Source organism: Acinetobacter sp. FDAARGOS_494 (genome assembly GCF_003812225.1).
Classification (GTDB): domain Bacteria; phylum Pseudomonadota; class Gammaproteobacteria; order Pseudomonadales; family Moraxellaceae; genus Acinetobacter; species Acinetobacter baumannii.
This window is the reverse complement of the sequence record NZ_CP033866.1, coordinates 2,339,857-2,366,487: the sequence shown is the minus strand read 5'-3', so window position 1 is coordinate 2,366,487 and position 26,631 is coordinate 2,339,857. Positions and strand designations below refer to the sequence as shown.

25 protein-coding genes are annotated in these 26,631 nt (G+C 39.1%); 13 read left to right on the top strand and 12 right to left on the bottom strand.

The features are described 5' to 3' along the window. The first annotated feature begins 12 nt into the window (after window positions 1-12). The 6 genes from gigA to EG365_RS11410 all read left to right on the top strand — a co-directional run bounded on the left by gigA (window position 13) and on the right by EG365_RS11410 (window position 3,965). A complete protein-coding gene (gene gigA / locus EG365_RS11435) occupies window positions 13-981 on the top strand; it encodes an RsbU family protein phosphatase GigA (RefSeq protein WP_000273589.1) in 969 nt (322 codons plus the stop codon). A 102-nt stretch (window positions 982-1,083) separates the two neighbouring features. Further along, window positions 1,084-1,605, top strand: a complete 522-nt coding sequence (gene gigB / locus EG365_RS11430; protein WP_000103064.1) for an anti-anti-sigma factor GigB — start codon at window positions 1,084-1,086, stop codon at window positions 1,603-1,605. Between the two features lie 26 nt (window positions 1,606-1,631). Then, the gene (locus EG365_RS11425) at window positions 1,632-2,456 is read left to right on the top strand and encodes a carbon-nitrogen hydrolase family protein (protein ID WP_000177091.1); all 825 of its coding nucleotides are present in this window, start codon (window positions 1,632-1,634) and stop codon (window positions 2,454-2,456) included. Window positions 2,457-2,470: 14 nt separating this feature from the next. Further along, on the top strand, window positions 2,471-2,848 hold the full coding sequence (locus EG365_RS11420; RefSeq protein ID WP_000266123.1) for a DUF4951 domain-containing protein: 378 nt from the start codon (window positions 2,471-2,473) through the stop codon (window positions 2,846-2,848). Window positions 2,849-3,008: 160 nt separating this feature from the next. Continuing rightward, window positions 3,009-3,446: a MarR family winged helix-turn-helix transcriptional regulator gene (locus EG365_RS11415; protein WP_000371729.1), complete on the top strand. Its 438-nt coding sequence runs from the start codon at window positions 3,009-3,011 to the stop codon at window positions 3,444-3,446. Window positions 3,447-3,533: 87 nt separating this feature from the next. Continuing rightward, window positions 3,534-3,965, top strand: a complete 432-nt coding sequence (locus EG365_RS11410; RefSeq protein WP_000051124.1) for an organic hydroperoxide resistance protein — start codon at window positions 3,534-3,536, stop codon at window positions 3,963-3,965. Between the two features lie 54 nt (window positions 3,966-4,019). Here EG365_RS11410 and gspE read toward each other — a convergent pair whose 3' ends face one another. Beyond that, window positions 4,020-5,510, bottom strand: a complete 1,491-nt coding sequence (gene gspE / locus EG365_RS11405; protein WP_001166319.1) for a type II secretion system ATPase GspE — start codon at window positions 5,508-5,510, stop codon at window positions 4,020-4,022. A 96-nt stretch (window positions 5,511-5,606) separates the two neighbouring features. Between gspE and EG365_RS11400 the strand changes: the two genes are divergently transcribed. Together EG365_RS11400 and EG365_RS11395 are read left to right on the top strand one after the other, a co-directional pair. Further along, window positions 5,607-6,428, top strand: coding sequence for a hypothetical protein (locus tag EG365_RS11400; protein ID WP_000462729.1), 822 nt, complete (start codon window positions 5,607-5,609; stop codon window positions 6,426-6,428). A gap of 9 nt (window positions 6,429-6,437) precedes the next feature. After that, window positions 6,438-7,355, top strand: a complete 918-nt coding sequence (locus EG365_RS11395; RefSeq protein ID WP_000785635.1) for a mechanosensitive ion channel family protein — start codon at window positions 6,438-6,440, stop codon at window positions 7,353-7,355. Here the strand turns inward: EG365_RS11395 and EG365_RS11390 are convergent. Continuing rightward, window positions 7,345-10,152 carry a DUF2339 domain-containing protein gene (locus tag EG365_RS11390; protein ID WP_000276857.1) on the bottom strand — a complete coding sequence of 936 codons (2,808 nt, stop codon included), beginning with the start codon at window positions 10,150-10,152 and terminating at the stop codon, window positions 7,345-7,347. The genes EG365_RS11395 and EG365_RS11390 overlap by 11 nt on opposite strands. 154 nt (window positions 10,153-10,306) lie before the next feature. On the opposite strand from EG365_RS11390, the gene polA reads away from it, so the two are divergent. Then, the gene (gene polA, locus EG365_RS11385; protein WP_001134660.1) at window positions 10,307-13,078 is read left to right on the top strand and encodes a DNA polymerase I; all 2,772 of its coding nucleotides are present in this window, start codon (window positions 10,307-10,309) and stop codon (window positions 13,076-13,078) included. Between the two features lie 59 nt (window positions 13,079-13,137). Here polA and EG365_RS11380 read toward each other — a convergent pair whose 3' ends face one another. From EG365_RS11380 to ppx, 5 genes are read right to left on the bottom strand one after another with little or no spacing between them, the layout of a single operon-like run. After that, the gene (locus tag EG365_RS11380) at window positions 13,138-13,707 is read right to left on the bottom strand and encodes a YggT family protein (RefSeq protein ID WP_000501183.1); all 570 of its coding nucleotides are present in this window, start codon (window positions 13,705-13,707) and stop codon (window positions 13,138-13,140) included. A gap of 21 nt (window positions 13,708-13,728) precedes the next feature. Next, window positions 13,729-14,565 (bottom strand): pyrroline-5-carboxylate reductase, encoded by an 837-nt coding sequence (gene proC / locus EG365_RS11375; protein ID WP_085916948.1) that lies wholly within the window; start codon window positions 14,563-14,565, stop codon window positions 13,729-13,731. Next, window positions 14,537-15,820 (bottom strand): tRNA lysidine(34) synthetase TilS, encoded by a 1,284-nt coding sequence (tilS, locus tag EG365_RS11370; RefSeq protein ID WP_000377920.1) that lies wholly within the window; start codon window positions 15,818-15,820, stop codon window positions 14,537-14,539. Before tilS ends, proC begins: the two co-directional genes overlap by 29 nt. A gap of 56 nt (window positions 15,821-15,876) precedes the next feature. Then, entirely contained in the window at window positions 15,877-16,698 is an 822-nt protein-coding gene (locus EG365_RS11365) for an acetyl-CoA carboxylase carboxyltransferase subunit alpha (RefSeq protein WP_000710404.1), read from the bottom strand. Window positions 16,699-16,716: 18 nt separating this feature from the next. Further along, on the bottom strand, window positions 16,717-18,237 hold the full coding sequence (ppx, locus tag EG365_RS11360) for an exopolyphosphatase (RefSeq protein WP_001279274.1): 1,521 nt from the start codon (window positions 18,235-18,237) through the stop codon (window positions 16,717-16,719). Window positions 18,238-18,516: 279 nt separating this feature from the next. On the opposite strand from ppx, the gene trxA reads away from it, so the two are divergent. Continuing rightward, window positions 18,517-18,843 carry a thioredoxin gene (gene trxA, locus EG365_RS11355; RefSeq protein ID WP_001276875.1) on the top strand — a complete coding sequence of 109 codons (327 nt, stop codon included), beginning with the start codon at window positions 18,517-18,519 and terminating at the stop codon, window positions 18,841-18,843. A gap of 321 nt (window positions 18,844-19,164) precedes the next feature. Continuing rightward, window positions 19,165-20,433, top strand: a complete 1,269-nt coding sequence (rho, locus tag EG365_RS11350) for a transcription termination factor Rho (protein WP_001054522.1) — start codon at window positions 19,165-19,167, stop codon at window positions 20,431-20,433. A gap of 194 nt (window positions 20,434-20,627) precedes the next feature. Here rho and EG365_RS11345 read toward each other — a convergent pair whose 3' ends face one another. Then, complete coding sequence (locus EG365_RS11345) at window positions 20,628-20,753, bottom strand: hypothetical protein (protein ID WP_002127429.1); 126 nt, start codon at window positions 20,751-20,753, stop codon at window positions 20,628-20,630. A gap of 94 nt (window positions 20,754-20,847) precedes the next feature. Between EG365_RS11345 and EG365_RS11340 the strand changes: the two genes are divergently transcribed. Next, window positions 20,848-21,093, top strand: a complete 246-nt coding sequence (locus EG365_RS11340; RefSeq protein WP_000897685.1) for a hypothetical protein — start codon at window positions 20,848-20,850, stop codon at window positions 21,091-21,093. Between the two features lie 169 nt (window positions 21,094-21,262). On the opposite strand, the gene EG365_RS11335 is transcribed toward EG365_RS11340, so the two are convergent. From EG365_RS11335 to pheS, 3 genes are read right to left on the bottom strand one after another with little or no spacing between them, the layout of a single operon-like run. Next, window positions 21,263-21,559, bottom strand: a complete 297-nt coding sequence (locus tag EG365_RS11335) for an integration host factor subunit alpha (protein ID WP_000126166.1) — start codon at window positions 21,557-21,559, stop codon at window positions 21,263-21,265. Then, entirely contained in the window at window positions 21,556-23,937 is a 2,382-nt protein-coding gene (gene pheT / locus EG365_RS11330) for a phenylalanine--tRNA ligase subunit beta (protein ID WP_000703074.1), read from the bottom strand. Before pheT ends, EG365_RS11335 begins: the two co-directional genes overlap by 4 nt. Window positions 23,938-23,970: 33 nt before the next feature. Further along, window positions 23,971-24,951 (bottom strand): phenylalanine--tRNA ligase subunit alpha, encoded by a 981-nt coding sequence (gene pheS, locus EG365_RS11325; protein WP_000050953.1) that lies wholly within the window; start codon window positions 24,949-24,951, stop codon window positions 23,971-23,973. Window positions 24,952-25,108: 157 nt separating this feature from the next. Here pheS and EG365_RS11320 point away from each other — a divergent pair, with 157 nt between their 5' ends. Beyond that, window positions 25,109-26,110, top strand: a complete 1,002-nt coding sequence (locus EG365_RS11320) for a hypothetical protein (protein WP_001207245.1) — start codon at window positions 25,109-25,111, stop codon at window positions 26,108-26,110. Between the two features lie 6 nt (window positions 26,111-26,116). On the opposite strand, the gene EG365_RS11315 is transcribed toward EG365_RS11320, so the two are convergent. After that, window positions 26,117-26,620 carry a GNAT family N-acetyltransferase gene (locus EG365_RS11315; RefSeq protein WP_000803551.1) on the bottom strand — a complete coding sequence of 168 codons (504 nt, stop codon included), beginning with the start codon at window positions 26,618-26,620 and terminating at the stop codon, window positions 26,117-26,119. Window positions 26,621-26,631: the final 11 nt, after the last annotated feature.

Genomic DNA, 26,631 nt, shown 5'->3' with positions numbered 1-26,631 from the left:
ACCATATCTTCTATGTATTTTATTAAACCGACACGCTCTATCCCTTTCGTAGAGCAAGCTCTGGAAGCATTACCAGACTTACAAGTCATTCACATAGATGATCTCGATTTATACGACCCAACAATTATCGCAATTGCTGATGTACAAGATTTCCTAACTTATAAATGGCGTTTACCTACAATCGTGATTGCTTTTGAGCATGAAGGTAGTGCTTTAGCTCAAGCATGGGAAGCTGGTGCTCTTGCAGGATGGGTATGGAACCAGTTACCTAAAGATCTAAATAAAGCTTTAACAAGAATTGATGCACAATATAAACGTAATCAGGATAGCCGTGATTTACCTTCGGCAGCAGAATTACAAAAACGTTTATTGCCAAATCCTATTGATTTATTAAATTATGAGGTTGAAACTTTTTTCCAACCTTCTGCCTATTTATCAGGCGACTGGTACGACTACTGGAAGCTCAATGATAAAGAGGTTTTATTTTATCTCGCCGATGTATCGGGGCATGGTGTAACAAGTAGCTTATTAACTTCTTGGATGGCAGCCTTTCATGGTCGCTCCAAAACACCACGACAGTTAATCAAAAAGTTAAATGGGATGCTAGTTCAAGAGAATATTGAAAAACATATTACAATTGTGGTCGGTATTCTAAATCTTGAAACTCATAGTCTTCGCTGGTCTAGTGCAGGCCATTACCCTCCTCCAATTATTTTTGAACCTAATCAACCTCCAAAAATTTTAACCACCAGCAGCTTTCCCTTAGGGTTAACTGATGAGTTAGAAGTTGAAGAACATGTATGTACATTAAATCGTCATGCACGTTTCATTATTTGCTCAGATGGAGCACTAGAACCATTTGATGGCGGCTTGAATGATCAGTTTCAACAATTAGTTCAACATTTGCAAAATCAATCATTCCAAGCCCCTGATCACGTTGCTGATGACATTGCCATCTTTAGTCTTTGTCGAATGAATTAATTTAAGAATCAATTAATTACATAATATACGACTTAAGGACTCTTGAGTCTGAGATGGCACTATGTGATAATTTTTCTATCCTTCTCTGAAAATGGCATTTATATGTCAACAGGTCATGTTGAATATGCAAGTTTAAATGGAACGCATATTTTCAAGCTTATTGGTGAAGTGCGAGCCCATTCTTGTATAAGTCTAGACAAACTTTTAAACAGAATTGAACAGCAAGAAAATGTTGTTGGTGCAATCGTTGATTTAACCCAAACAACATTTATTGATAGTACTGTATTAGGTATCCTAGCTAAGCTAGGTTTAAAACTGAAACAGACTCATCATATTCAAGCTGTGATGCTATCTACCAATCCAGATATCACAACCTTAGCCAACAGCATGGGGCTAGGGCAGGTTTTTGTCATCCTGAATTATTGTGGCGATCCTAACGTTTGCACTTTAACGTTAAATGACGAGCACATTACTCATAATGCGATGCTAAGAACCGTTCTGGACGCACATAAGACATTGATGAAACTCAATGCAAATAATCAGAACATGTTTGAGCCGCTTGTTAAGCAATTGCAAAAAGAACAAGACACGCTTGAACAAGTATCTGATAAGCAAAATGCCTAAACTTTATTGCTAATCTGGATGTGTATATGACTCTTGTTTCAGTTGTTCAAATGAATTCCCAAGATGACATTGAAAGCAACTTTCAAGTAATTGAGTCATTGATTCAGCAAAGTAAGGCTCAAAATGCCAGCTTAATTGTTTTTCCCGAAAACTTTGTTTGTTTTGCGGCTGGCAAACAGCGTGAAACAGCAGAGCAATTTGAGTCAATTCAACAAAGACTTGAGAAACTTGCGCATCAGTATCAAATCTGGATTGTTGCAGGCACTCTACCGTGCCCATTTCGTCCGGATGGTTCCATCATACAAGATGGTCGAGTGCGTACAGTGAGTTTATGCATCAGTCCTGAACGTACCGAAGCACGTTATGACAAAATACATTTATTTGATGTACAAGTTGGCGATGCTGTGGGTGGATATCAGGAATCTCGTTTCTTTGAACCAGGAACAGACGTTGTAGTCACATCTACCCCTTTTGGCAATATTGGCCTAATGGTATGTTATGACTTGCGTTTTCCTGAGTTAGCTTTAACCCTTAGACAGCAAGGTGCTCATCTATTAACTGCTCCTGCTGCATTTACCTATACAACAGGTCAGATGCATTGGCAGCTTTTGCTGCAAGCACGTGCAATGGATAGCCAATGCTATGTTTTAGGGGCTGCGCAACAAGGTTGGCATGGGGAAAAACGCCAAACTTGGGGGCATGCAGGAGCAACTGATAGTCGTGGTCAAGTTTTAAGTATGATTGGTTATGAAGGGAATGGTTTAATTACGGTACCTTTTGATTTAGCTGCTCAAGAACTTGTGCGTACATCAATGCCTTTAATGATGCATCGTAAATTAATTCACTATTAAAAGCTTAATTATTCATGTGGAAATACTTATTTAGCATTTTTTGCTTAGGGGCAAATATTCACTGTTATGCGACTGATTTCGGGACAACGAATAATTTTGTCTCTCCAAATTTGCAGCTTAAACAAAATGTACTACCTCCTACTCCAAAAAATATTCCTCTGCCTGCTTTTGGCCAGCGGATTATTGGTTGGGGGACAGGTGCAGAAGGTGCCAGACAGCGTTTAGAGAATATTCAGCCTGCCGATGTTTCTATGATTAAAAAACAAGGAACAACTTTAGAAATGATCACGGCCTGGCAAGATTTTTATGAACAAGAGCAACAACGTAATGAAAATAACCCAACTGCAAAATATCGTGCTCGTTTAATGAAAAAAATTGCCGACCTTTGGTAACCATTTTAAATTAGTATTTTTAAGTGATGGAGTAAAGTTTAGATTACTCCATTTTTTTACGTTATCTTATTTTTATCAATAGCTCTAAATTATGAGCATTTAAGAAATTAAACATAAAGCGATATACTAGAAAAGCACCCATTAGTTTTCTGAGGAATATATGGACCAAGACTGTCAAAATCTAAAGCTTGAGAATCAATTATGTTTCCTCATTTATTCAACAAATTTAGCCCTTAATCAACTTTATCGCAAACTTTTAACTCCATTAGGGATTACTTATCCTCAATATTTGGTGATGTTGGTGTTGTGGGAAAAAGATGAGATTACTGTTTCAGAAATTGGCAGCAAGTTATTTTTAGAGTCTTCAACTTTAACCCCAATTTTAAAAAAGTTAGAAGCATTGCAGCTTCTTAATCGTACTCGATCAAAAGAAGATGAAAGACAAGTCATTATCACGCTTAGCGAAAAGGGGAAAAAACTTAAAGAACAGGCCGTAAATATTCCAAAGCATATCTTAGAGGCCAGTTCTTGTGATACGGCTACCCTTCTCGGTCTCAAAGATCAATTAACACAACTCCGTACAAATATAGCTAAATAATCACCAATTTTTTTACAAAATTGACTTGTTAAAATAATTAAGTCGTGTACGATATATTTGCATTCAATTTAATTTAGGAATAAAAAGATGTCATTAGAAAAAGTTGTGTATCGTGCAAAAGCTAAAGCAACAGGTGGCCGTGATGGTCGTGCAACTTCATCAGACGGTGTATTAGACGTACAACTTGGTGTACCTAAAGAAATGGGCGGTGCTGGTGGTGCCGTAACTAACCCAGAACAATTATTTGCAGCTGGTTATTCAGCATGCTTTTTAGGTGCTTTAAAATTTGTTGCAAATCGCGATAAATTCAATATTAGCAAAGATGCGTATGTTGAAGGTGAAGTCGGTATTGGTCCAATTCCAACAGGTTTTAGTATTGAAGTTACTTTAAATGTTTATTTAATCGGTATGGACCGTGAAGAAGCTGAAAAGTTAGTTGCAGCAGCTCATATCGTTTGTCCATATTCAAATGCAACTCGTAACAATATTGATGTGACGTTTAATATTGTGACTGAATAAGTTTTAATATAAAAAATGCCCGAATCATATCGGGCATTTTTTATATCTTACAAATTATGCTTCACTTGCTTCATTGGTTACACGAAGCACTTCTTCAAGTGTAGTTTTACCTGAGAGCACCTTACGTAAACCATCATCGCGAATAGAACCAGAATACTGACGAGCATGATTTTCTAATTCAAATTCAGCTGCATTACCATGAATGAGACGGCGCATAGGTTCATCAATAGGTACAATTTCATAAATCGCTGTACGGCCATTAAACCCTAAATGAGAACACTGATCACACCCTTGAGCCTCTGGTAACTTTAAACTTGGTTCATGGAAAATATGCTGAAAAACTTGCTTCTCAAAAGTATCGGCTTCACGCCATGTCATACAATGTGGACATAAAGTACGAACCAAACGCTGCGCAACCACCCCAATTAAAGAGCTTGAAAGCAGGAAAGGTTCAATCCCCATATCTTTAAGTCGAGTCACTGCACCAATAGCGGTATTGGTATGTAGTGTTGATAACACCAAATGACCTGTTAAAGATGCCTGCACCGCAATTTCAGCAGTTTCTAGATCACGAATCTCCCCCACCATGACCACATCTGGATCTTGACGTAACATTGCTTTTAAAGCTCGAGCAAAAGTCATATCTACTTTGGTATTCACTTGAGTTTGGCCAATACCTTCAAGCTGATACTCAATTGGATCTTCGGCAGTTAAGATGTTACGGGTGTTGTCATTTAGATCAGATAAGGCAGCATATAAAGTCGTCGTTTTCCCCGAACCAGTAGGCCCTGTGACCAAAATAATACCGTGCGGACGATGTACTAACTGAGTTAAACGTTCATAGTCATTTGCCATTAAACCTAGGTGAGTCATATTAAGGCGACCCGCTTGTTTATCGAGTAAACGCATGACCACCCTTTCACCATGTGACGATGGCAAAGTTGAAACACGGACATCGACTTCACGACCAGCAAGACGTAAAGAAATACGTCCATCTTGCGGTACACGCTTTTCAGCAATATCGAGTTTCGCCATAACTTTAATACGCGAAACAAGTAACGGGGCTAGTTCACGGCGTGGCTGCACAATTTCACGTAATTGACCATCTACCCGTAAACGAACTGATAGCTTTTTCTCAAAGGCTTCAATATGGATATCTGAAGCTCCAACACGAATTGCCTCAGAGAGAAGTGCATTGATTAGACGAACAATAGGCGCGTCATCCTCTTGATCCATTAAGTCTTCTGTTTCAGGCACCTGATCTGCAAGGCTTAATAAATCCGGATGGTCTTCTAAGCCTGCAGCTACTTGTTGAGATTCACCTGTATCACCTGCATAACTGGTACTTAATAGACTATTAAATTCTTGTTCAGTGCATAATTGATAGTGTGCAGGTTTCCCCAAAATTCGTCTTGCTTCCTGCAATGCAATTTTTTCTGTATTTTGACGTCTAACAATAAAAACTTGATCACCGTCATAACGAAATAAAACACCATGACGCTTGGCAAAACTATATGGAACTTGTATTTGTTTCAATATTTGCATCACAATTTATAATGATGAGTAAGATGATTTTGAGTGTACTCTAAGCAGATTACAGCGTGAAGTCTGTTTAACAACTCGGTAGAGGAATTTTACGTCTTGTTTGAAAATAATGAATATCAGCCTCACCCCCAGAATTCTTTAAAATGGTGGGGTGAACAGCACTTTGAAATTAACCAGTCCAAAGCATGGCAATTCGGTTCAATGCTCTTTCGTTTAACACGTGGCATAAAAGAATGGCGTATCGAATATTATCGCCCGACTCTCCAAGATGATAATGAGCAAGATTGGCACATCATAACGGATGCAAATTTTGGTTTTCCACATTCTGTGCAAGTTGAACGTTATATGTTTCGGAAAACTAATCCGAAGTTTCTACTCATGCCACGTTTGGCGGACCGATCAGTGGTAATTAAACCAGTTGATCCAATCTATATTCCAGCGGGTCAACGAGGGACACTTTATATTAGTACCCCCCTATGGATTGCCGGTTTAGTTGAAAGTCAGCATGAACCTTTATTTGAGATTCCTGTAATTCAACCCAAAGATACATGGTTTGGTCCCAATGCCCAGCAAGGTGAAATTTGTTATGCAACCTCTGTTGATGGTCGTACCGATTTAAATCTATTAACCCCACGTGCTTTTCGTGCAGTTACGCCGATTGATTTCCATAATACCAGTAATCATCAATTACGCTTTGACCGTATGAATGTACCGGTTACTGCCCTACCGCTATTTTATAGTGAAAGTACAGGACGCTTATGGACATCACAAATCAAAGTCTACTATGAAGGCTCTGACCGCCCAGCCCGTATTCGTATTGAAAACCGTACTCCCCCTCTGGCAGGTGAAGTGACTTATGTTCACCCACCACGTTCACCGGGTGGTGCGCTATTTAATATGTTTGATTCATTCTTTTAAGGGGGTTTTATGGCCGATTCAAGTATTCCAAAAGATATCGCTGATAGCCTCAAAAGCATATTTACCAATATCAATACCGAACGAATTAGTGAAATTTTAGTCGGTGTTGTGCTTTGTTTTATTGGTTTTGTCCTTGCCCGTATTATTTCAAATACATTTATTAGAACCGTTGGCTCACGTTTTAATGCTCACCAGCGTCTGGTATGGCGCCGCGGTATTTTCTATTTTATTTTCTTACTCTTCATTATGACGAGTTTAAAAGAAGCCGGGTTCAAACTTAGTGTATTTCTGGGGGCAGCGGGGATCTTAACAGTAGCACTCGGTTTCGCATCACAAACATCTGCCAGTAACTTGATTAGTGGTTTATTTTTGATTGGTGAAGGTTCATTTGAGGTCGGTGATACGATTCAAATTACACTTATTCGAGGGAATACAATCGAAGGCGAAGTTATCTCAATTGATTTGCTTTCGGTAAAGTTACTTACACTCGACAACGTCTATATTCGTTTACCAAACGAACAACTCATTCGTGCTCCTGTACACAACTTATCAAAATATCCAATACGGCGTATTCCAATTACTTTGGCAATTAACTTTCATGAAGACATTATTAAAGTCCGTGAGGTTCTACTTAACGTCGCAGCAAATTATCCACTCGTGTTAGATGATCCAAAACCTGCTGTTACAGTTACTGCCTTCAGGGAGTCATCGATTGAGCTTTTATTTGCAATGTGGTGTCGTCAAGAAAACTCTTTAAAAGTTCGAGATGAAATGCAAGAACGTATCCGAAATGGTTTTTTAGATAACCAAATTGAGATTCCTGTTCCGAAAATGGGCTTAATTGATCGACCATCTACTGCTTTTGCTGAAGATGATATCGATCAATACAGCAATCAAAAAGAGTTAAAACGAGAGCCTAAAGCTTAGGCTCTTGATTCTTCTGTACAGAGGATGACGGTGGTAATGGCGCAAGATAAGCAATAATCAACATTACCCCACCTGCTCCAATAAACGAAATGACCCGAGTTAATGTCGCACTTTGTGATAGATCAAGCAAAATTAGTTTTAATACAACAATCCCTAAAAGTGCAGCGCCTACAAACCAGAGTTGACGAATCATTTTTCGACTAGAGTATGTAGTCAAAACAAATGCCAATATAACCCAAAGTAACGTCAAACTTAGCTGTACTACACCATTTGTCCAAATTGAAGCACTCCATAGCGGAGTTGCCCAGTAATGGTGCAAGCCTCTGACGACTACACTACTAAATACCAGTAAGCCCACTAAAATTGTTGTAATTTTAAAAGTCCATTCCAGCGATTTATCTTGATCAAAAGCATGCTGATAAATAATAAAGAGCAGACCTGCAAATACTACAATAGAAAGAAAATCAGTTAAGTTAAATAAAGGAACAAAGTAAAGATATTCAGCAGAATGAACATCAACACTCACCACAAGCAACCAACTGAGGCTTAAACACCACACCGGAATTTGATGCAATAGTGTCGTTTTATGAGTTTTATAAGCCCAAAGCGAATAAATCACAGGAACAAAAGCCAAAGCGACTATTGGCATTTTTGGGAAAATAGCCACGCCAACTATCGCTAACGCTAACCAGCTTAAACCCGCCCATACCTTGACGTAACCCAAATGACTTGACTGCGGTTGAGCCATAATAAATAAGCCACTAAGAATAATGGTAGAGACTAGGAAAGTAGTTTGTTGTAATGAGTCTACCCATTTAAACAAAGTAAATACTTGACTCGCAAAGGCCTCCCCTAAAACCAATAACAGTAACAGGCTAATTAAAATTAACTGCAAACTTTGCCATTGCACACGAAGTTTATAGTGAACAATCGCACTAAATATTGCTATTAGAGCGATAGCAAACATCAAATATGGACTTAAAGCATGATGATGCCATGCCATTATTTCTACACCTGCAACGGCGCCCGCATACATGCCTAAGCATAAGAAAATACCGCTAAACAGGCTTGCGCTAAAATAGCGTTGTTCTTTGCTGTTGTATTGCAATAAATAAAAGGCTGAAATGAATTGGGCAATTGCATAAATGCTAGTGCTTAGTGTTGGAAACTCTTCATTTGCCCAAACCTGATAAAACAGTGCAAGTGAGCTAAGTAAAACTAAAATCACGCCAATATATCGGCTTAAACGGTAGCGTTCAGTTACTCCCCAAACGATTAAAGCCGTTCCTTGTGCAACCCAGCCAATAGCAGTCCAGTGCGCCCCTTTTGCGAGTGGAAAAATTAAGGCAAAAAAAGCAACCGCGAGAATGAAAAAACTTTTTGCAAGGACCGAAAGCTGGGGATGAGTTTTTTTAATCCAGAACGTTAACACCGCATAGATGCCTGCTAAAACAGCAGCACCAATTGTTAAAGCTTGGGTCGACTCATGAACTAAATAGGCATGAAGCGTAAAGCCTAGTACAGGTACACTAAAAATAAGACCAACATCTAAGAGCGGAGGTAAACGGATCCCCTCTTGTTTTTCATGTTCTGAAACCCGAGAGATATTTTGGCTATAACGAACACTTAACCAAATAAATAGCGCTATATGGAGCCATAAAATCCAGTCTAATGTGTCAAATTTTGCTGGCTCTGCATAAAATACGATTGCACTACCGCCAATAAACATTGTGGCAAAGAAAGCGATCTGATTTAGGATTTTCCAAGGCTGAATAAAATTAACCGCAGCGACTGCAAGATTAATAACAAGATAGTAACTAAATAAAAAAACCACATCAGGACGATATTGCGGAATAACTAAAGGAGCCGCATACGCCATACCCAGTGCGAGTATTGCCAAATAAATAGCTTGTTGTTTTAAACTCAGGAATACTGTAATTGCTAATAAAATCGTAAATAGAATACTGGCTGTAGTTAGGCTGGTGATTACACCAAAATGATGTGAGAACACAAGCGTTAGAAAGACAACAGCTAACCCTACACCTTGCAGTGCCACAGCAAATAGCTGATTTTTCTTTTGCAAGGTATATCCAAATGCTGTTAATACACCTCCTGCAATCGCAATAAAACCAAGTTTTACACCTAAGCTCAACTGCCAGTGCTCACTTGCAAAACGCAGTAAGAGCACTACCCCAACCATAAGCACAGCAACAGCAACCCTTAAAATTGGATTACCATGAATCATCCAATCGACTGCTGGTTGCCACCATGCGGTGGTCTGCGTACGAACTGTTTGTTTTTCTTGATTTAATGCTATTGTTCCAGGTAAAGCTGGCTCGGTAATATTGTTTGGATCAACTTGCCCTAATACAGGCGTTATCACTTCTGTATGTATAGATTCATTTACATTTACTGTTTGCTTGGCTGTCTCGAGGAACAATAAACGAGTATGAAATGCACTGATGGTTTGAATCAAACATAACAGTAAAACCAGTAATGCCCCACCAGCAATCCACATCCAATGATTGATATAAGCAACTAATGCAACCAAAGCGGCGGTATAAATTACCGTTCTTTGCATATGAATAGAATAAAGTGGCGTTGTCTGGTGAGAAAACTGTTGTTCTAAATGAGTTAAACGTTGATGCAGACTTGATAATGACTGAACCAGTATGACAGTGAATGCAATAGATAAAGCAACAACGGCACTCTGAAATTTAAAACCAATTGAAATGGCTAAAAACAAAGTCAAAGCGATCAAAACGATGATCATTCCCTGTTTGTCTTTTTTATACATGGGCTTAGCAATATGACACCTTCATTACAAATCATCTTACTTCAAGCCAATACATGCGTATATTTATACATACAAAATACTGCAAAAATCATAAACCTGCATTCATAGCCGTTTTCACGTAAAATACCCATAATTCAGTTTAAGGAATTGTTCAATGCCACCATTTGTCTTGGTTGATGGGTCCTATTTTTTATTTCGTGCATATCATGCATTACCACCATTGACGACCTCTACAGGGTTACATACCAATGCAATACGTGGAGCAATTTCTGCCATTCAAAAATTGATGCGTCGTATGCAACCGACACATATGGCTGTCATTTTTGATACGCCTGAGCCAACTTTCCGTCATAAGCTTTCACCTATTTATAAAGGTGACCGCCCGACTATGCCGGAAGAATTGTCTCAACAGATTCCATATTTACATGCATTGATTAAGGCTCAAGGGATTCCTTTATATAGTCTTCCGGGTGCAGAAGCCGATGACATTATCGGGACTCTCGCTAAACGCGCCGTAAAAGAAGGTCATCATGTCCTTATCTCAACCGGAGATAAAGACATGGCCCAGCTGGTTAATGACTATGTAAAACTTGAAGATAGCTTTAAAGATCGAGTGCTAGACACCGACGGCGTATTTGAAAAATTTGGCGTTTGGCCAAACCAGATTATCGATTACTTAACCCTTATGGGTGACGCATCTGACGGCATTATGGGTGTACCTGGCGTAGGCGCAAAGACGGCTGCCAAATTACTGACTGAATATGGGACATTGGATAATATCATTGCCAATGTAGACCAACTTAAAGGCAAACTGAGCCAAAATATTAAAGATAATTTAGACAATATTAAGCTTGATCACCAGTTGGCAAGCATTGTCTGTGATCTTCCTTTAGAACTCGACTGGCATGAATTAAAACTTACTGATCCAAATGTAGATGCCTTACGCAATCTCTATACGGAGCTTGAGTTTAGAAACCAGTTACAGTCTCTCGATCATCCAAACAATCCAAATAGCTCAAGCTATAAGCAGCAAGCTTCACAAACTATTGTCCAAAATGAAGTTAAACCTGCTCAAACGATTGAAACAGAAGATCAAGCAAGCTTGACTAGTCAAGATGACCAGCTTGGAACTGCAAACTATCACACTGTTTTAACACAAGAAGCATGGGATCAGCTCTGGCAACGCATGCAGAATGCCGATCATTTTGCTATTGATACAGAGACCACAAGTCTTGATTACCGTATTGCCGAGATGGTTGGTTTTTCAATCGCATTTGATGCAAAAGATGCCTACTATGTTCCTTTGGCACATAATTACGAAAATGCACCACAACAACTGGACCGTGAACAAGTTTTAGCGCAAATCAAGCCTATACTTGAAAATGAAGCAGTTAAAAAAATCGGTCATCATCTTAAATATGATGCGCACATTTTTGCTAATCACGGTATTGAACTTAAAGGTTGGTATTTCGATAGCATGCTGGCATCTTATGTACTGAATGCAGCAGCTACTCGTCATGGCATGGATGATGTTGCTCGAGTTTACCTAAGCCATTTGACCACTACTTTTGAGCAAATTGCTGGCAAAGGTGCAAAACAGAAGACTTTTAATCAAATTGAGATTGAAGTTGCAGCTCATTATGCAGCTGAAGATGCTCATGTGACCTATCGTTTATATGAAGTACTTTCAAATAAACTTAAAGCACATCCTGAATTAGAAAATATTTTATATAACATCGAGATGCCAGTTGCTCGAATCTTATCGGGTATGGAAGAAGATGGAATCCGTTTAGATCATGCTTTCTTAGATAAATTAAGTGTTGAATTTGCGAAAACTATGGAAGACCTTGAAAATCAGGCCATGGAAATTGCAGGTGAAACTTTTAATATTGCTTCGCCTAAACAAGTAGGTGAAATTCTATTTGATAAGTTAGGCATTAAAGGTGGTAAAAAAACTGCAACTGGGCAATACAGCACCAGTGAAAGTGTTCTTGAAAAAATTGAGCACCCATTAACGGAAATTATTTTAGAACACCGTGGATTAGCAAAATTAAAGAGCACCTATACTGACCGTTTAATTGAGCAGTCGCATAATGATACCCATCGTGTACATACCAGCTATCATCAAGCACTAACGGCAACAGGTCGCCTATCCTCTTCTGACCCTAACTTACAAAACATTCCAATTCGTAGACAGATTGGCCGTCAAATCCGTAAAGCATTTATTGCACCGGAAGGACGAGTTTTGTTAGCAGCCGATTACTCGCAAATTGAACTTCGTTTAATGGCTCATTTTTCTCAAGATGATGCCTTAGTTCATGCATTCCAACATGGTCAAGATGTACACCGTAGAACAGCGGCAGAAGTGTTAGGTATTGCAATTGAAGATGTGACCAATGATCAGCGCCGTCAGGCTAAAGCTGTGAATTTCGGTCTACTTTACGGCATGTCCGAGTTTGGTTTAATTCGTCAACTTGGCTTTACTCGTGAAGAATCGCAAAACTATATCAAACAATACTTCCAGCGCTATCCTGGCATTTACGAATACATGCAACGTACTCGCCAAGTAGCATCGGAACAAGGGTTTGTTGAAACTATTTTAGGTCGCCGTCTGTATACACCGGATATTGACGCCCGAAATGTGATGGTACGTAAAGCTGCTGAACGTGCTGCAATTAATGCACCTTTACAAGGTAGTGCTGCTGATATTATTAAGTTAGCAATGATTGAAGTAGATAAAATCCTGCCAAAAGATCAAGCAAAACTATTACTTCAAGTTCACGATGAATTGGTGTTTGAAGTTGATTCAAACATTGCAGATGAACTTTCAAAACAAATTGCGGATGTCATGCAGTCTGTTCTGGAAATTTCTGTACCGTTAGTCGTAGAAGTAGGCCAAGGTAAAAACTGGGATGATGCCCATTAATTTATCGATAAACCAATAAAAAAGGGCTGTAATACAGCCCTTTTTTTAATCTTACAAAATTAAAGTCCAGTTAATAAAACTTTAGCGACTTCATTCATTAAGATCTCGGCAATATAGAGTGCCAAAAATGCCAGAATTGGAGATAAGTCAATCATCCCCATATTAGGCAATAAACGACGGAATGGGGCGAGTAACGGTTCAGCTAAATCTTGAATCACCTCAATATAAGGTGAACGAGATTGAGTAAACATAACGACCCAACTCAAAATGATTGTTGCAAAAATTAAGTAACGGCAGAAACGAATCAAATCCTGAATCATGGTCACAAAAGTCAGAATCACTAAATGAACCGGACTATTTGGCATGGAACCCGAAAGATACATTACACCGAAAATTTTCAGTAAATATAAAATAATTAAAAGAACCAACGCTGCCAGATTGAATCGGCCTTTTGCGACCGTTGGAAAAATTCGGCCAAAAATATCAACAATCTTAGTCGCCTTTACTGTCGATAAAACCACAGGATTATAAGGACTTACTGCCGCCAATTGCATTAAAAAACGGAAAAAGACCAATAAAATCGCGACGTTAATTAAAATTCCAAAAATTAGCGCAGAATTTGCACCCATAGTTGTCTTATCCTATTAAAGCTATTTTGCACTGTCACTCAGTTCTTGAGCCAATTCTTGGCTACGTTTCTGTGCAGCAGCTAATGCAGATTGAATATTTTGAGAGATTTGTGCACGATCAAAAACTTCAAGTGCAGCTTGGGTTGTACCATTCGGTGACGTCACATTTTTACGCAGCTCAGACGGAGTATTTGAACTCGTAATTGCCATTTGAGCTGCACCTAATGCTGTTTGAAGAGTTAAAGCAGTTGCAACTTTTTCATCCAAGCCTAAATTTTTACCTGCACGAATCATACTTTCCATGAGGTAGAAGAAATAAGCTGGGCCTGAACCTGAAACTGCCGTTACCGCATCAATTTGAGCTTCGGAGTTTACCCAAATTGTTAAACCAGTTGCTGCTAAAATCTGACTCGTTAATTCACGGTCCGAGGCACCAACCACATCAGTCGCGTAAATACCATGAGCACCAGTTTGAACTAATGCAGGTGTATTTGGCATAACTCGCACAATACGTTCACTATCAATCAAATTTGATATTGTCTTAATTTCCGCACCGGCAATAATTGAAATAACCAATTTATCCGATAATAAACCTTTTAACGGACGTAGAACATTTGCCAGAACTTGTGGTTTTACAGCAAGAACAACTACATCGGCATTCTGGATAGCAGCCGTATTATCTTGAGTTACATGAACTTCTTTTTCTTGCAATAGTTGACGAATTTGTTCGACAGGATCTGAAACGGTAATACGTGTTGGTGGTAATCCTCTTGAAATGAGCCCGCCAATTAATGCTTGGGCCATATTACCACCACCAATAAAACAGATATTACAATTCACTGCTGTTGCCATAACTATATTCGCCATTTACCAGATTACAAGAATGAGAAATTAAATCTGGTTGCCACCCTCCTTCCTCACAATATGGAGACTGAGCCAACCAAAATCCTTTCGGTGTAAAAACCCCAAGCATAACATTATCTAAGACTAATATTTGAATTGTATGACGAAGCCAAGGCAAAATATGTGCTTCTTGAATTGCTTTTTTTAAAGGCCATTGCCCAACACGACCATATAGGTGAATCTTTTCCCCACCTTGACGTCGAATGATTTTTAATTTTTTATTCAATAAAGAATGACTTAAACCAATTTTTTTACACTCAACATGGAATAGTCCAGCTGCGCCCTGCCATCTTTCTTCTAATTTAAATGAATGCTCTAGTTCAGCATCAACCGGATTTAAAGTTTCAGCGAAATAAATCTGTTTACTCAACCTATAGAGTATATTTTGATAACGGACATAGTAAAACTGGTTCCAATGTAAAGCGGCTTGAGCATCTGACTTAGACTCAATAACTTCTGTTCTTAGCCGTTCGACCATTTCAAATGCAGGTCGATATTGCCCTTGGCCTTTCATCCACGCAGAAAGTAACTGGCGCTGCCGCGCAAAAGATAACTCGGATAATTTCGTTAGATCTAAATAGTCAGCTGAACCAGAATATTGCCAATCATCTTTAAGAACTTCTTCTAAAACTTCAGAAGCATCTTGCATCAGATAACTGGTTCGGCTCAAAGCTTGCTGCATTTTTGGAAAACGGCTTGTTAAAAATGGCCACAGTGCTTCACGACACCACACCCTATCGTAATGGGTGTCATAGTTCATTGGATCATCAATATATTTAACTTCAAGCTGAGCGGTCCATAAAGCGATTTGCTCACGTGTTAAATCCAAAAAGGGGCGCCAAATTGTCATATCTTTACGGTAATCAATAGCCTGCATCGCAGCAAGCCCATCTACTCCCGCACCTGACAATAATCGCAAAATAACTGTTTCTGCCTGATCTTGTTGATGATGAGCAAGCAACAGAATTTCATTTTCTTGTAAATGTTGCTGATATGCTTGATAACGTGCTTGACGTGCTTGAGCTTCCAGATTGCCGTTTGCAATCTGAACTTTTTGAATAATATAAGGAATATTTAATATTGTTGCCTGTGTGGCAACCACTTCCGCCCACTCTGCACTTTGATCTTGCAGTTGATGATCAATATAAATTGCTCGGATCTTTTGAGGGAAAATTTGAGCCATTAAATGTAGTAGTAGCATTGAATCCATGCCACCACTACATCCAATAAGAAAAGAACTTTTTTCAGAGAACTCTTGAGCTTGCTTTAAGACGCCACGCCTAAATTTTCGCTGCCAAACTTCATTAAACGTTGATAACGTGCTTCGCATCGTTCATTTGCATCCATTGGTAGCAATTCATCCAAAGCCTGCTTTAAAACTACTTTTAAGTTTTGCATCACACGCTCAGGATCTAAATGCGCACCTTCACCTTCATCTACTACGTATTCAACAATACCTAGCGATTGTAGTTTATCTGCTGTTAAACCTAAAGCTTCACTCGCTTGAGCTGCTTTCTCAGCAGTTTTCCACAAAATAGATGCACAGCCTTCAGGCGAAATCACAGAATAAATACTATGTGACAACATAATTACTCTGTCAGCAACACCAATACCTAAAGCACCACCAGAACCACCTTCACCAAGTACTGTTGCGATTACAGGTACTTTCAGGCTTGAAAGTTGAGCAAGGCTAGTCGCAATTGCTTCTGCCTGACCACGTTCTTCAGCACCAACACCCGGATATGCGCCCATAGTATCAATAAAGGTGAAAACTGGTAGATTGAAACGCTCAGCCATATCTAAAAGACGCTGAGATTTACGATAACCTTCTGGGTTACACATACCAAAGTTGTGCTTTAATTTTTCACGGGTACTACGACCACGGTGTTGTCCAATGACCATCACAGGTTGACCGTCAAAACGAGCAAGACCACCTACCATCGCACCATCGTCACCAAACAAACGATCACCATGCAATGCATCAAACTCTGTAAAGATTTCACCGACATAATCTAGAAACTGCGGACGTTCAGGATGACGTGCAATTTGAACCGTTGTCCACGCTTTGGACTGAGTAGCTTTTTTCATAGGTCGAATATTATCCCTTTAATCGATAAATTTTTCCGACTGAATATTCAATTCAATGTCCCAATGCTTAAACTGCTCTTGCTCATCATGCAAGTCGGCAACTAACAATGGCCATTGTTTGGCATCACCAGAAACACTAAGTTGCCATTGTTGATCATTTATGATGGTCAATTCAATGGCAGGAAGCATCTGATCACTGCGGCTATGGTTGAGTAAAACTGCTAGGCGAAGTAACAAACTTAAATAAACTAATTTATGACCGCCAGCCTTTAAAACTTCATTTTTTACATCATTTCGCAATTTACGGCGGTGATGAGCAACCAAATGTGAAAGATGATTTTGGTCAATTTGTGAGAAACCAGGAATATCGGAATGTTGCAATAAATAAGCACCATGACGATGATAGCCACCATGACTAATCGCTAAACCAATTTCATGCAAATATGCTGCACGGCGCAGTAAGTCACTGTCTTCACTCGTTAAATTAAGTGGTTTAGCAACACTATCAAATAAGTATTGAGCCGTATTTACAACTCGTTCTGCCTGTTTCGGATCGGCGTTATAACGTCCCATTAATGCTTGTACACTACGGTCGCGGATATCCTCATGCTTAAAACGGCCTAACAGGTCATACATGACTCCTTCACGTAATGCACCATCAGAATATGCCAAACGTTCAATTTCTAAAACTTCAAAAACAGCGTACAAAATTGCCAATCCGGCTGGCAAAACTGCTCGTCGGTCTTCTCGAAGTCCTTCAAAATCAATTTCAGAAATATTTTTGAACTTAAGTAACTTATCTTTAAGTTTATGGAGACCTTCACGTGTGACATTTTCTTGCTCGTCACTTAGCCCCATATTCACCATAATCTGGCGGCAAGCTTTAATGGTCCCACTTGAACCTACAACAGTATCCCACCCTTCCATCTTATAAGTGGTGGCGATTGCTGAAAGCTCTTTACGCGCAGCAACAACTGCTTTATCAAATGCTTTTTGTGTGATTTCACCATCGGCAAAATAGGCTTTTGTATAGGCTACACAACCCATCTGTAATGATTCAGTATAAATTGGCTCAAATTCTTCGCCAATAATAAACTCGGTAGATCCACCACCAATGTCAACCACTAAGCGGCGTCCTCCATTGGCCATCGTATGTGATACACCAAGATAAATCAGGCGTGCTTCTTCACGGCCTGCAATAATTTCAATAGGTTTAGGTAAAATTTCAGCAGCTTTTTGAATGAACTCATGTCCATTTTTAGCCTGACGCAAAGCGTTCGTCGCCACAATTCTTAAACGGTTAGGTTGAACTGAGCCTAAACGCCCAACAAAACGAGCCAAACAGGCTAAACCACGTTGCTGTGCTGCTTCTGTTAAGTTTTTATTTTCATCAAGACCAGCTGCAAGCTGTACTTTTTCTGACATTGAAGCCACTTTTTTAACTTCACCGTGATCTACCCGTGCAATGGCAAGGTGAAAACTGTTCGACCCCATATCTATGGCAGCAAGTAATTCTTCATCAATCAGAAAGTCAGACATTATTGAACTAAACCCATAACAATTCACGCCTAGAGTAATTCACAAGAATGCAATTGAAAAGCCATTTTCATCAACAATTAATAGCGTTTGATATTTTTCTATTTGTTAAACGATTGTACAAGCCGATGATGAATATCGTGAGCATCCATTAGACAAATTTACTTAAGCCTTGAATAATAGCATCAAACCCTTACATTGAACTAAGTAGCTATGTAATACTGATAGAGATTATCTCCTCCTATAGTGATAGCACTTTTTTCTAAAAATTGGAGCCGTACCATGTCTGCGACTATTGTAAATACAACTGATGATAACTTCCAAGCAGATGTTCTAGATGCTGAAACACCTGTACTTGTTGACTTTTGGGCAGGTTGGTGTGCACCTTGTAAAGCAATTGCACCTGTTCTTGAAGATTTATCAAGTGAATATGCGGGTAAAGTAAAAATCGTTAAAGTTGACGTGACTTCTTGTGAAGAGACGGCAGTGAAATACAATATCCGTAATATTCCTGCTCTATTACTTTTCAAAAATGGTGAAGTAGTAGCTCAGCAAATCGGCGCTGTGCCTCGTTCTAAACTCGTTAGCTTCATTGACGAAAACGTTTAAGACGTAACGTTACAGATGAAAATACGCTATACCTTTATAGCGTATTTTTTTCGGCTATAAATTGACAAATTAGCTGATCTCACTTATATTGCATGCTCAAGAGGCACTGAAGGGAATCGTCTTCTGTCCGGCTTCTTACAAGATACAAACATAAAGATCGCCACTCGGCAACAGAAATTGTTTTTTCACATTTCTCTTCGAAACAGTTAATCAGACTTCTGAATTGTTATTGTGTAAATACAATTGCGATACTCTTTTTTGTATGCGAGCGATTTTTCTTCTTTTTAAACCACACTCTACTCTTTCCTAATTCTGACCCTTATGAACTTAACTGAACTCAAGAAAAAACCAATCGGCGAACTAATTAAAATTGCTGAATTTATGGGCCTTGAAGGTATGGCTCGTAACCGAAAGCAAGATATTATCTTTGCCATCTTGAAACGCCATGCGATGAATGGCGAAGAAATTTTTGGTGACGGCGTTCTTGAAATTCTCTCTGATGGTTTTGGTTTTTTGCGCTCTGCCGCAGGTTCGTATTTAGCTGGTCCGGATGATATTTATGTGAGTCCTTCACAAATCCGACGCTTTAACTTGCGTACAGGTGACACCATCACAGGTACCATTCGTCCACCAAAAGAAGGTGAGCGTTATTTTGCTTTGCTCAAAGTTAATCAAATTAACTATGACACGCCAGAAAATTCTCGTAATAAAATCTTATTTGAAAACTTAACTCCACTTTTCCCGACCGAACAACTGGTTATGGAACTTGGTAATGGTACAACAGAAGACTTGACCGCGCGTGTAGTCGATTTAGTTGCACCAATCGGTAAAGGTCAACGTTCTATTATTGTCGCTCCGCCAAAAGCGGGTAAAACAATGTTACTTCAAAACATTGCTCAATCTATTGTGAGAAACAATCCGGAAGTTTTCCTTATTGTTTTATTAATTGATGAGCGCCCAGAAGAAGTAACTGAGATGGAGCGTACCGTACGCGGTGAAGTCGTTGCTTCAACATTTGATGAAGCACCAGCACGTCACGTACAAGTTGCAGAAATGGTCATTGAAAAAGCAAAACGTCTTGTTGAGCACAAAAAAGACGTTGTGATTTTACTTGACTCCATTACACGTTTAGCCCGTGCATACAACACAGTAATTCCTTCATCAGGTAAAGTATTAACTGGTGGTGTGGATGCACATGCTTTAGAACGTCCAAAACGTTTCTTCGGTGCTGCTCGTAATATCGAAGAAGGCGGTTCTTTAACAATCATCTCTACTGCTCTTATTGAGACTGGCAGTAAAATGGATGATGTCATTTACGAAGAGTTTAAAGGTACAGGTAACCAAGAAATTACACTTGATCGCCGTATTGCTGAAAAACGCGTCTTCCCTGCCATGAATATTAAGAAATCTGGCACACGTCGTGAAGAACGTTTAATGGATGAAGATAAATTACGTAAAGTTTGGATTCTCCGCAAACTTCTTCACCCTATGGATGAGTTGGCAGCTATGGAGTTCTTACTTGATCGTATGAAAGAAACCAAAACAAATGATGATTTCTTTGATCAGATGAAACGTAAAGCTTCAACATAATCATATTATTTATTCTAAAAAGGCCGCTCTATTGAGTGGCCTTTTTTATTTGGTTGACAAGCTTTACACAAAAATACATTTTGCTGATTTTTATGTAAAATTATTTATAAGTTTTTGAAAACAAATATTTTTAATATAAAAAAGCCATGTTTTTTAGTAGCTTACTTATACCTTTTCCAATATATCTCAGCTGATTAATTGTTTTTTTCTGTTAAAAAACAGGCTTTTTTCACTCTTTTCCCGATCTTTTTTGACAGCCAACAGTAGTATTTCAACATTTGCAGTGATAGCATAGCGGCAGACCAGTTAGACTGCTCCATGCGTTGTTACCTAGCTACGTTTTAGGAATAATAAAAGCAAAACAGTCCAACTTAGGTTTTTTTAATCTCAAATCTTTTTTGTGAGAGTGATGCCATGTTATTCAAAAAATTTGCTGTTGCTGCTGCTGTTGCTGCTACTTTAGCTTTCGTTGGTTGTTCTAAGAAAGAAGAAGCTCCAGCTGCTGGTGCTGCATCTGAAGCTGTAGCTGCTGCTTCTGAAGCTACTGCTGCTGCTTCTGAAGCTGCTGTAGCTGTTGACGCTGCTGCTTCTGAAACTGCTGCTGCTGCTTCTGACGTTGCTGCTGCTGCTTCTGACGTTGCTGCTTCTGCTGCACACTAATCTACACTCTAGATTAGCTAAAAAAGAGGACATTTTGTCCTCTTTTTTATGGCTAAATTTTATGTTTAGACATCAAATAGATTTGATGTATTAATGGCTAAGTATACTTTTCTAATATTAAGAAAAATTTATTCTAGGTTTATTTAAAATTATAAATAAAAAAAGCAGATCAATCGATCTGCTCATTTCCAACGCGTTGTCTAAATTTCTGACCCGCTCTGAAGGTAACTACACGGCGTGCAGAAATCGGAATTTCTTCGCCAGTTTTCGGATTACGTCCTGGACGCTCGCGTTTATCTCTAAGCTCGAAATTACCGAAACCAGAAAGCTTAACCTGCTCGCCCGCAATAAGCGCTTGGCTAATTTCGTCAAAGAACAACTCGACCATTTGTTTTGCTTCACGGCGATTTAAGCTGGTTAACTCACTTAAATGATCAGCCATGTCTGCTTTAGTTAGTGCTGTCATGAGGCCCTCAATGTCGCTTGATAAGTGTTTTCCAACACTTGGATTATATTGTCCATACCAGATTTAATTTCAGCATCTTCAAGCGTACGTGAAGGATGTTGCCATAATAACGCAAACGCTAATGAGCGTTTACCTTCTTCGACACCCTGCCCCGTATACACATCGAATAACCAAGTAGAGTCTAAAAGCTCTCCACCAGTTTTTTCGATTAACTGCTGAATATCTCTAACATTTATATTATCAGAGATTAAAAGCGCAATATCACGTCTAACCGAAGGAAAACGTGATAATTCTGTAAAATTAGATACATAAGATTGCAAAACAGCAGCCTGATCAAGCTCGGCAACCCAAGTTGTGCTCAAATCTAGTTCGTTTTCTAAAGATGGATGCAAGCGGCCCAAGTAACCAATTGATTGGCCATCAACTAAGATTTCAGCAGATTGCCCTGGATGCAACCATGGACGCTCTGAACGTACATACTCAACTTTGACACGTCCAGCAGCTAAAATCTCTTCTACTTCACCTTTAAAATCGAAGAAATCCATTGGCTGTGGCTTAGCATGCCATGATTCAGGTTCACGAGAACCTACGGCAACTAAAGCCAATGTAGGAATTTGCTTCAGATCCTGAATAGAATTAGCATTTTGATAATCAAAACGTAAACCTAGTTCAAAGAAACGTACACGGCTTTGCTGACGGTTTAAATTATATTGTACACAAGGGATTAAACTCGAAAGCAATGTGCTGCGCATTACAGCCAAATCACTAGAGATTGGATTTGCCAACATTAACGGACTTACTTGCGGGTTCAATTGCTTTTCAAGTTTTGCATCAGCAAAGCTAAAGCTAATCGCTTCTTGATACCCTAAAGTGACTACCGTTTGACGTAACTGCGCGATTTCAAAACGATCTTGGTACTTAGCAAGTTGAACATCCATACTTGGTAAGCTGATCTGAATATTGTCATAACCATCAATACGTGCAACTTCTTCAATCAAATCTTGATAAATTGCCATATCGTAGCGATGTGATGGTGGAACTACGCTCCATTCACCATTCGCTTGAACAGTGACTTCACAACCTAATCGAGTTAATGCATCTGTAATGAACTCTGCCGCTACTTTGTAACCCAACAACTGGTCTACTTGAGCTTGCTTAAGTTCAATCGCTTCACGTTTCGGAAGTAAATCAGATTTTTCAACTACAGTAATTGGACCGAACTCACCACCCGCCAACTCTTGAATAAGCTGAGAAGCACGGTTCATCGCAATTAATGGTAATTCAAAATCTACACCGCGTTCATAACGTTGTGAAGAATCTGTATGTAAACCAAAGCGACGAGCACGTCCAGCAATCGCAAGCGGAGCAAAAAATGCGCTTTCCAAGAAGATATCAGTCGTATCATCAGTTACGCTTGATGCTAGACCACCCATGATCCCAGCGATTGCTAGTGCTTTTTGGTCATCTGCAATAACCATCACATCATCTTGTAGTTCAACTTCTTGATCATTTAAAAGCTGTAACTTTTCTTGTGGCTGAGCTTGGCGAACATGTACAGTCCCTTCGATTTTAGCTAAATCGAAAGCATGCATTGGCTGACCCAATTCCATGAGGACGTAATTCGTTACATCAACTAAAATACTATGAGTACGAATTCCTGAACGTGCTAAAGCCTGTTCCATCCATTCAGGGGTCGCAGCTTTAACATTTACATTTTTAATGACACGTCCTAAGTAGCGTGGAGCACCATCCGTGTTGATGACTACTTTTTTCTCATCAGTAATTGTCGCATCAACTGATTTGATTTCAGGCTCATTCATTTGCAGTTGGTTAATCACTGCAACTTCACGTGCGATACCACGAATACTAAAGCAGTCACCACGGTTTGGTGTAATACTAATATCGATGACATTATCATCAAGTTTTAAGTATTCACGAATGTTTACCCCTACTGGAGCATCATCAGGTAACTCAAGTAAACCATCGATTTTATCTTCAAGGTCAATTTCAGAGGCACCGCACAGCATGCCTTGTGACTCAACACCACGAAGCTTACCTTTTTTGATTTTAAAATCACCCGGTAATATTGCACCAATAGTTGCCACAGGTGCTTTCATTCCAGCACGAACGTTAGGAGCACCACATACAATTTGTAAAGGCTCACCTGAACCAATATTCACTGTTGTTACACGCAGACGGTCTGCATCAGGGTGCTGTTCAACTGTTAGAACTTCACCAACTACAACGCCAGTAAATGGCTTAGCAACAGGTGCCAGCTCATCTACTTCAAGACCAAGCATAGTCAACTGATCAGATAATGTATCGCTATCAATTGCTGGGTTAACCCATGTGCGTAACCAATTTTCGCTAATCTTCATCTTTATAAAACCTTATTTAATCCTGAAAAAATGTTAGGCAAATTGGCGTAAGAAACGCACATCATTTTGATAGAACATACGCAAGTCATTAATGCCATAACGCAACATTGCAAAACGTTCTACCCCTAAACCAAAAGCAAAGCCTTTATATTTATCAGGATCAATCCCCGCAGCACGCAATACATTTGGATGTACCATGCCACAGCCTAATACTTCTAACCAACGTCCACGCTCATCCATGATATCCACTTCCGCACTAGGCTCTGTAAATGGGAAATATGATGGACGGAAACGTACTTTTAAATCTTTCTCAAAAAATTCATTCAGTAGGTTAATTAATAAACCTTTTAATTCAGCAAAGCTGGTGTTCTCAGCAACGTACAAACCTTCAATTTGATGGAACATTGGCGAATGCGTTTGGTCTGAGTCGCAGCGGTATACACGGCCTGGACAGACAATACGAATTGGCGGCTGGCTTGTTTCCATGGTACGAATTTGCACACCAGAAGTATGCGTACGCAACAAATGGTTTGCATCGAAATAGAAAGTATCATGCATAGCACGTGCAGGATGGTGCCCAGGAATATTTAATGCTTCGAAGTTATGATAGTCATCTTCAACTTCTGGTCCTGTAGCAACCGTAAAGCCAGCTTTAGTAAAGAACTGGCAAATACGTTCTTGCACTTGAGTAACAGGATGAACTGTACCAACGCGCTGTCCACGGCCTGGCAAAGTAATATCAATGGTTTCACTTGCTAATTTTTGCGCCAGTGCAGCTTGTTGTAATGCTGTTTGACGCTCAGTTAAAGCGTTATTAATTGTTTCTCGAACAGCATGAATCGCAGCACCTTGTACTTTACGTTCTTCAGGGTCCATTTTCCCTAATGCTTTCGATTGTTCTGCAAGCTGGCTTTTTTTCCCTGTAAATTGCACACGCACCTGATCAAGTGCAACAAGGTCTTGAGCTGCTGCAATGGCAGCAAGCGCTTCTGTGGTCAGGGCTTCCAGTGACATAGTAACTCTCAAAGCAACAAATTTAAAAATATAATAAAACACTGCATTCTAACAGTTTTTCACCGTATTGATGAAGTTTATCCATCATGAAAAATGTATTAGGCAACAAAAAGATAAAACGTATAAAATAATAGCATCGTCAATGAGATCAATTATTATGGCGCTTAATCAGATTTGGAAACAACAACTTACACTTGTGACCTATGGTAACGAATACCTACGTCAGAATTTAAGTTTTAGCCAATGGCGACAACATCATATTTTTGACCAACATAGTTTTCAATTTCGTGACTTAATTTCACAACATTTACTTGCTCAACATTTCCAAGTTTGGTTAGAAGCACTCAAAAAACAGGGAACAACCCAGATCTCTCTTCACTTATCAACAATCTTAAATGAAGAGCAAAATCCAAATAATAATGTCGAACTTTTACCTTATGCTCATTTTATTGTAAGTCATCAAAACAATAAGAAAATCGCATGGATTTTTGGACATGAGCTTGCCGAATGGTACAGCAACGATAACGAGTTTGAGCCGCCTCTGACTCAACGCAGCGATTTACGCTTAGAGACTTTCTGGCGTTTTGAATTGAATGAAAAATTATCTAAGAAAGTTGAAGCTGACTTAAAAGCACCTCAATGGGACGAAATTTCAGACTTTATGGAAACTGAGTTATTTCGAAGTAAGTATGCAGCAGGTTTTGAAGAACCAGAATTTCAGAAAAAATATTTTGATGGGTCAACACATCAAATTTCGGTAGAGCATCAACCAACTCTTGCTCTTATTCCTGAAAGCTACCCAGCAGATTGTGCACATCAACTCCTCTACCGCACTCAGGCTTTATCAGATTATTTAGAGCAGAAAAAACGCACCGCAAATGATCCTTTAGGGGAAGACTTAGACCAAGAACAAATTATTAACTTAAGAAACTTTACCCACAAAACTGACGACCTATTTGCAAAACTTATTGTGAAAGCAGCAAATCATTATCAAACAGCTCAATTAAAACCTGTTGAGAAACCTTCTCCTTTTGATACAACGAATGAGTCCGCAACTCATTTAAAAGCACCTCATCATAAGGCTGGAGGAACAGGGGTAATCAAGCTTATTGTTCTGACAATAATTATTTGTGCTTTAGCCTATTATTTTGGTCTTTAATCAAGATTAAAGTTGCCATTCATAAAATAGTTCTGTTATTCCAAGGCCGAACTCTGGTAGTTCGGCTTCACCAGTTAATTTGGCTCCCATTTTTTCATAGAAGAAGCGACTTGGATTTTTATTAAAAACTTCTAAACGAATAAAAGCATAACCTTGATTTAAAGCGCATTGATAGAACTTTTGGAATAACGCACGCCCTACTCCTTTTCTTTGAATTTCTCGTAATAAATAAAAAGCACGAATTTCAGCAATATTATTTTCCGGATTTAAATAACCATCGAGAAAGCCTTTCACTACTCCATTTTCAGTATAGATAAATAACTTATGATCAGGACTTCTACTTATCTCTTTCCATAACTGTTGTTTATCTAGTACGTTAAGCTCATTCAATATTTCTTGCTTAATCATACCTGTATAGGTTTCTTTCCAACTCTGTACATGTACTTCTGCAATAGACAATGCATCCTTAAATGATGCTATACGAATATCTGTGTCATTTAATGGTTTCAATTCACTTCCCT

Excerpts from the sequence above, each read along its gene's own strand:
- EG365_RS11395 (WP_000785635.1), top strand. The coding sequence starts at position 6,438 with ATGGCCGATTCAAGTATTCCAAAAGATATCGCTGATAGCCTCAAAAGC.
- trxA (WP_001276875.1), top strand. The coding sequence starts at position 18,517 with ATGTCTGCGACTATTGTAAATACAACTGATGATAACTTCCAAGCAGAT.
- polA (WP_001134660.1), top strand. The coding sequence starts at position 10,307 with ATGCCACCATTTGTCTTGGTTGATGGGTCCTATTTTTTATTTCGTGCA.
- pheS (WP_000050953.1), bottom strand. The coding sequence starts at position 24,951 with ATGTCACTGGAAGCCCTGACCACAGAAGCGCTTGCTGCCATTGCAGCA.
- EG365_RS11365 (WP_000710404.1), bottom strand. The coding sequence starts at position 16,698 with ATGAAAAAAGCTACTCAGTCCAAAGCGTGGACAACGGTTCAAATTGCA.
- EG365_RS11415 (WP_000371729.1), top strand. The coding sequence starts at position 3,009 with ATGGACCAAGACTGTCAAAATCTAAAGCTTGAGAATCAATTATGTTTC.
- EG365_RS11340 (WP_000897685.1), top strand. The coding sequence starts at position 20,848 with ATGTTATTCAAAAAATTTGCTGTTGCTGCTGCTGTTGCTGCTACTTTA.
- gigA (WP_000273589.1), top strand. The coding sequence starts at position 13 with ATGTATTTTATTAAACCGACACGCTCTATCCCTTTCGTAGAGCAAGCT.
- gigB (WP_000103064.1), top strand. The coding sequence starts at position 1,084 with ATGTCAACAGGTCATGTTGAATATGCAAGTTTAAATGGAACGCATATT.
- EG365_RS11420 (WP_000266123.1), top strand. The coding sequence starts at position 2,471 with ATGTGGAAATACTTATTTAGCATTTTTTGCTTAGGGGCAAATATTCAC.
- EG365_RS11380 (WP_000501183.1), bottom strand. The coding sequence starts at position 13,707 with ATGGGTGCAAATTCTGCGCTAATTTTTGGAATTTTAATTAACGTCGCG.
- tilS (WP_000377920.1), bottom strand. The coding sequence starts at position 15,820 with ATGGATTCAATGCTACTACTACATTTAATGGCTCAAATTTTCCCTCAA.
- EG365_RS11345 (WP_002127429.1), bottom strand. The coding sequence starts at position 20,753 with ATGGAGCAGTCTAACTGGTCTGCCGCTATGCTATCACTGCAAATGTTG.
- ppx (WP_001279274.1), bottom strand. The coding sequence starts at position 18,237 with ATGTCTGACTTTCTGATTGATGAAGAATTACTTGCTGCCATAGATATG.
- EG365_RS11425 (WP_000177091.1), top strand. The coding sequence starts at position 1,632 with ATGACTCTTGTTTCAGTTGTTCAAATGAATTCCCAAGATGACATTGAA.
- EG365_RS11335 (WP_000126166.1), bottom strand. The coding sequence starts at position 21,559 with ATGACAGCACTAACTAAAGCAGACATGGCTGATCATTTAAGTGAGTTA.
- gspE (WP_001166319.1), bottom strand. The coding sequence starts at position 5,510 with ATGCAAATATTGAAACAAATACAAGTTCCATATAGTTTTGCCAAGCGT.
- rho (WP_001054522.1), top strand. The coding sequence starts at position 19,165 with ATGAACTTAACTGAACTCAAGAAAAAACCAATCGGCGAACTAATTAAA.
- EG365_RS11390 (WP_000276857.1), bottom strand. The coding sequence starts at position 10,152 with ATGTATAAAAAAGACAAACAGGGAATGATCATCGTTTTGATCGCTTTG.
- pheT (WP_000703074.1), bottom strand. The coding sequence starts at position 23,937 with ATGAAGATTAGCGAAAATTGGTTACGCACATGGGTTAACCCAGCAATT.
- EG365_RS11410 (WP_000051124.1), top strand. The coding sequence starts at position 3,534 with ATGTCATTAGAAAAAGTTGTGTATCGTGCAAAAGCTAAAGCAACAGGT.
- EG365_RS11320 (WP_001207245.1), top strand. The coding sequence starts at position 25,109 with ATGGCGCTTAATCAGATTTGGAAACAACAACTTACACTTGTGACCTAT.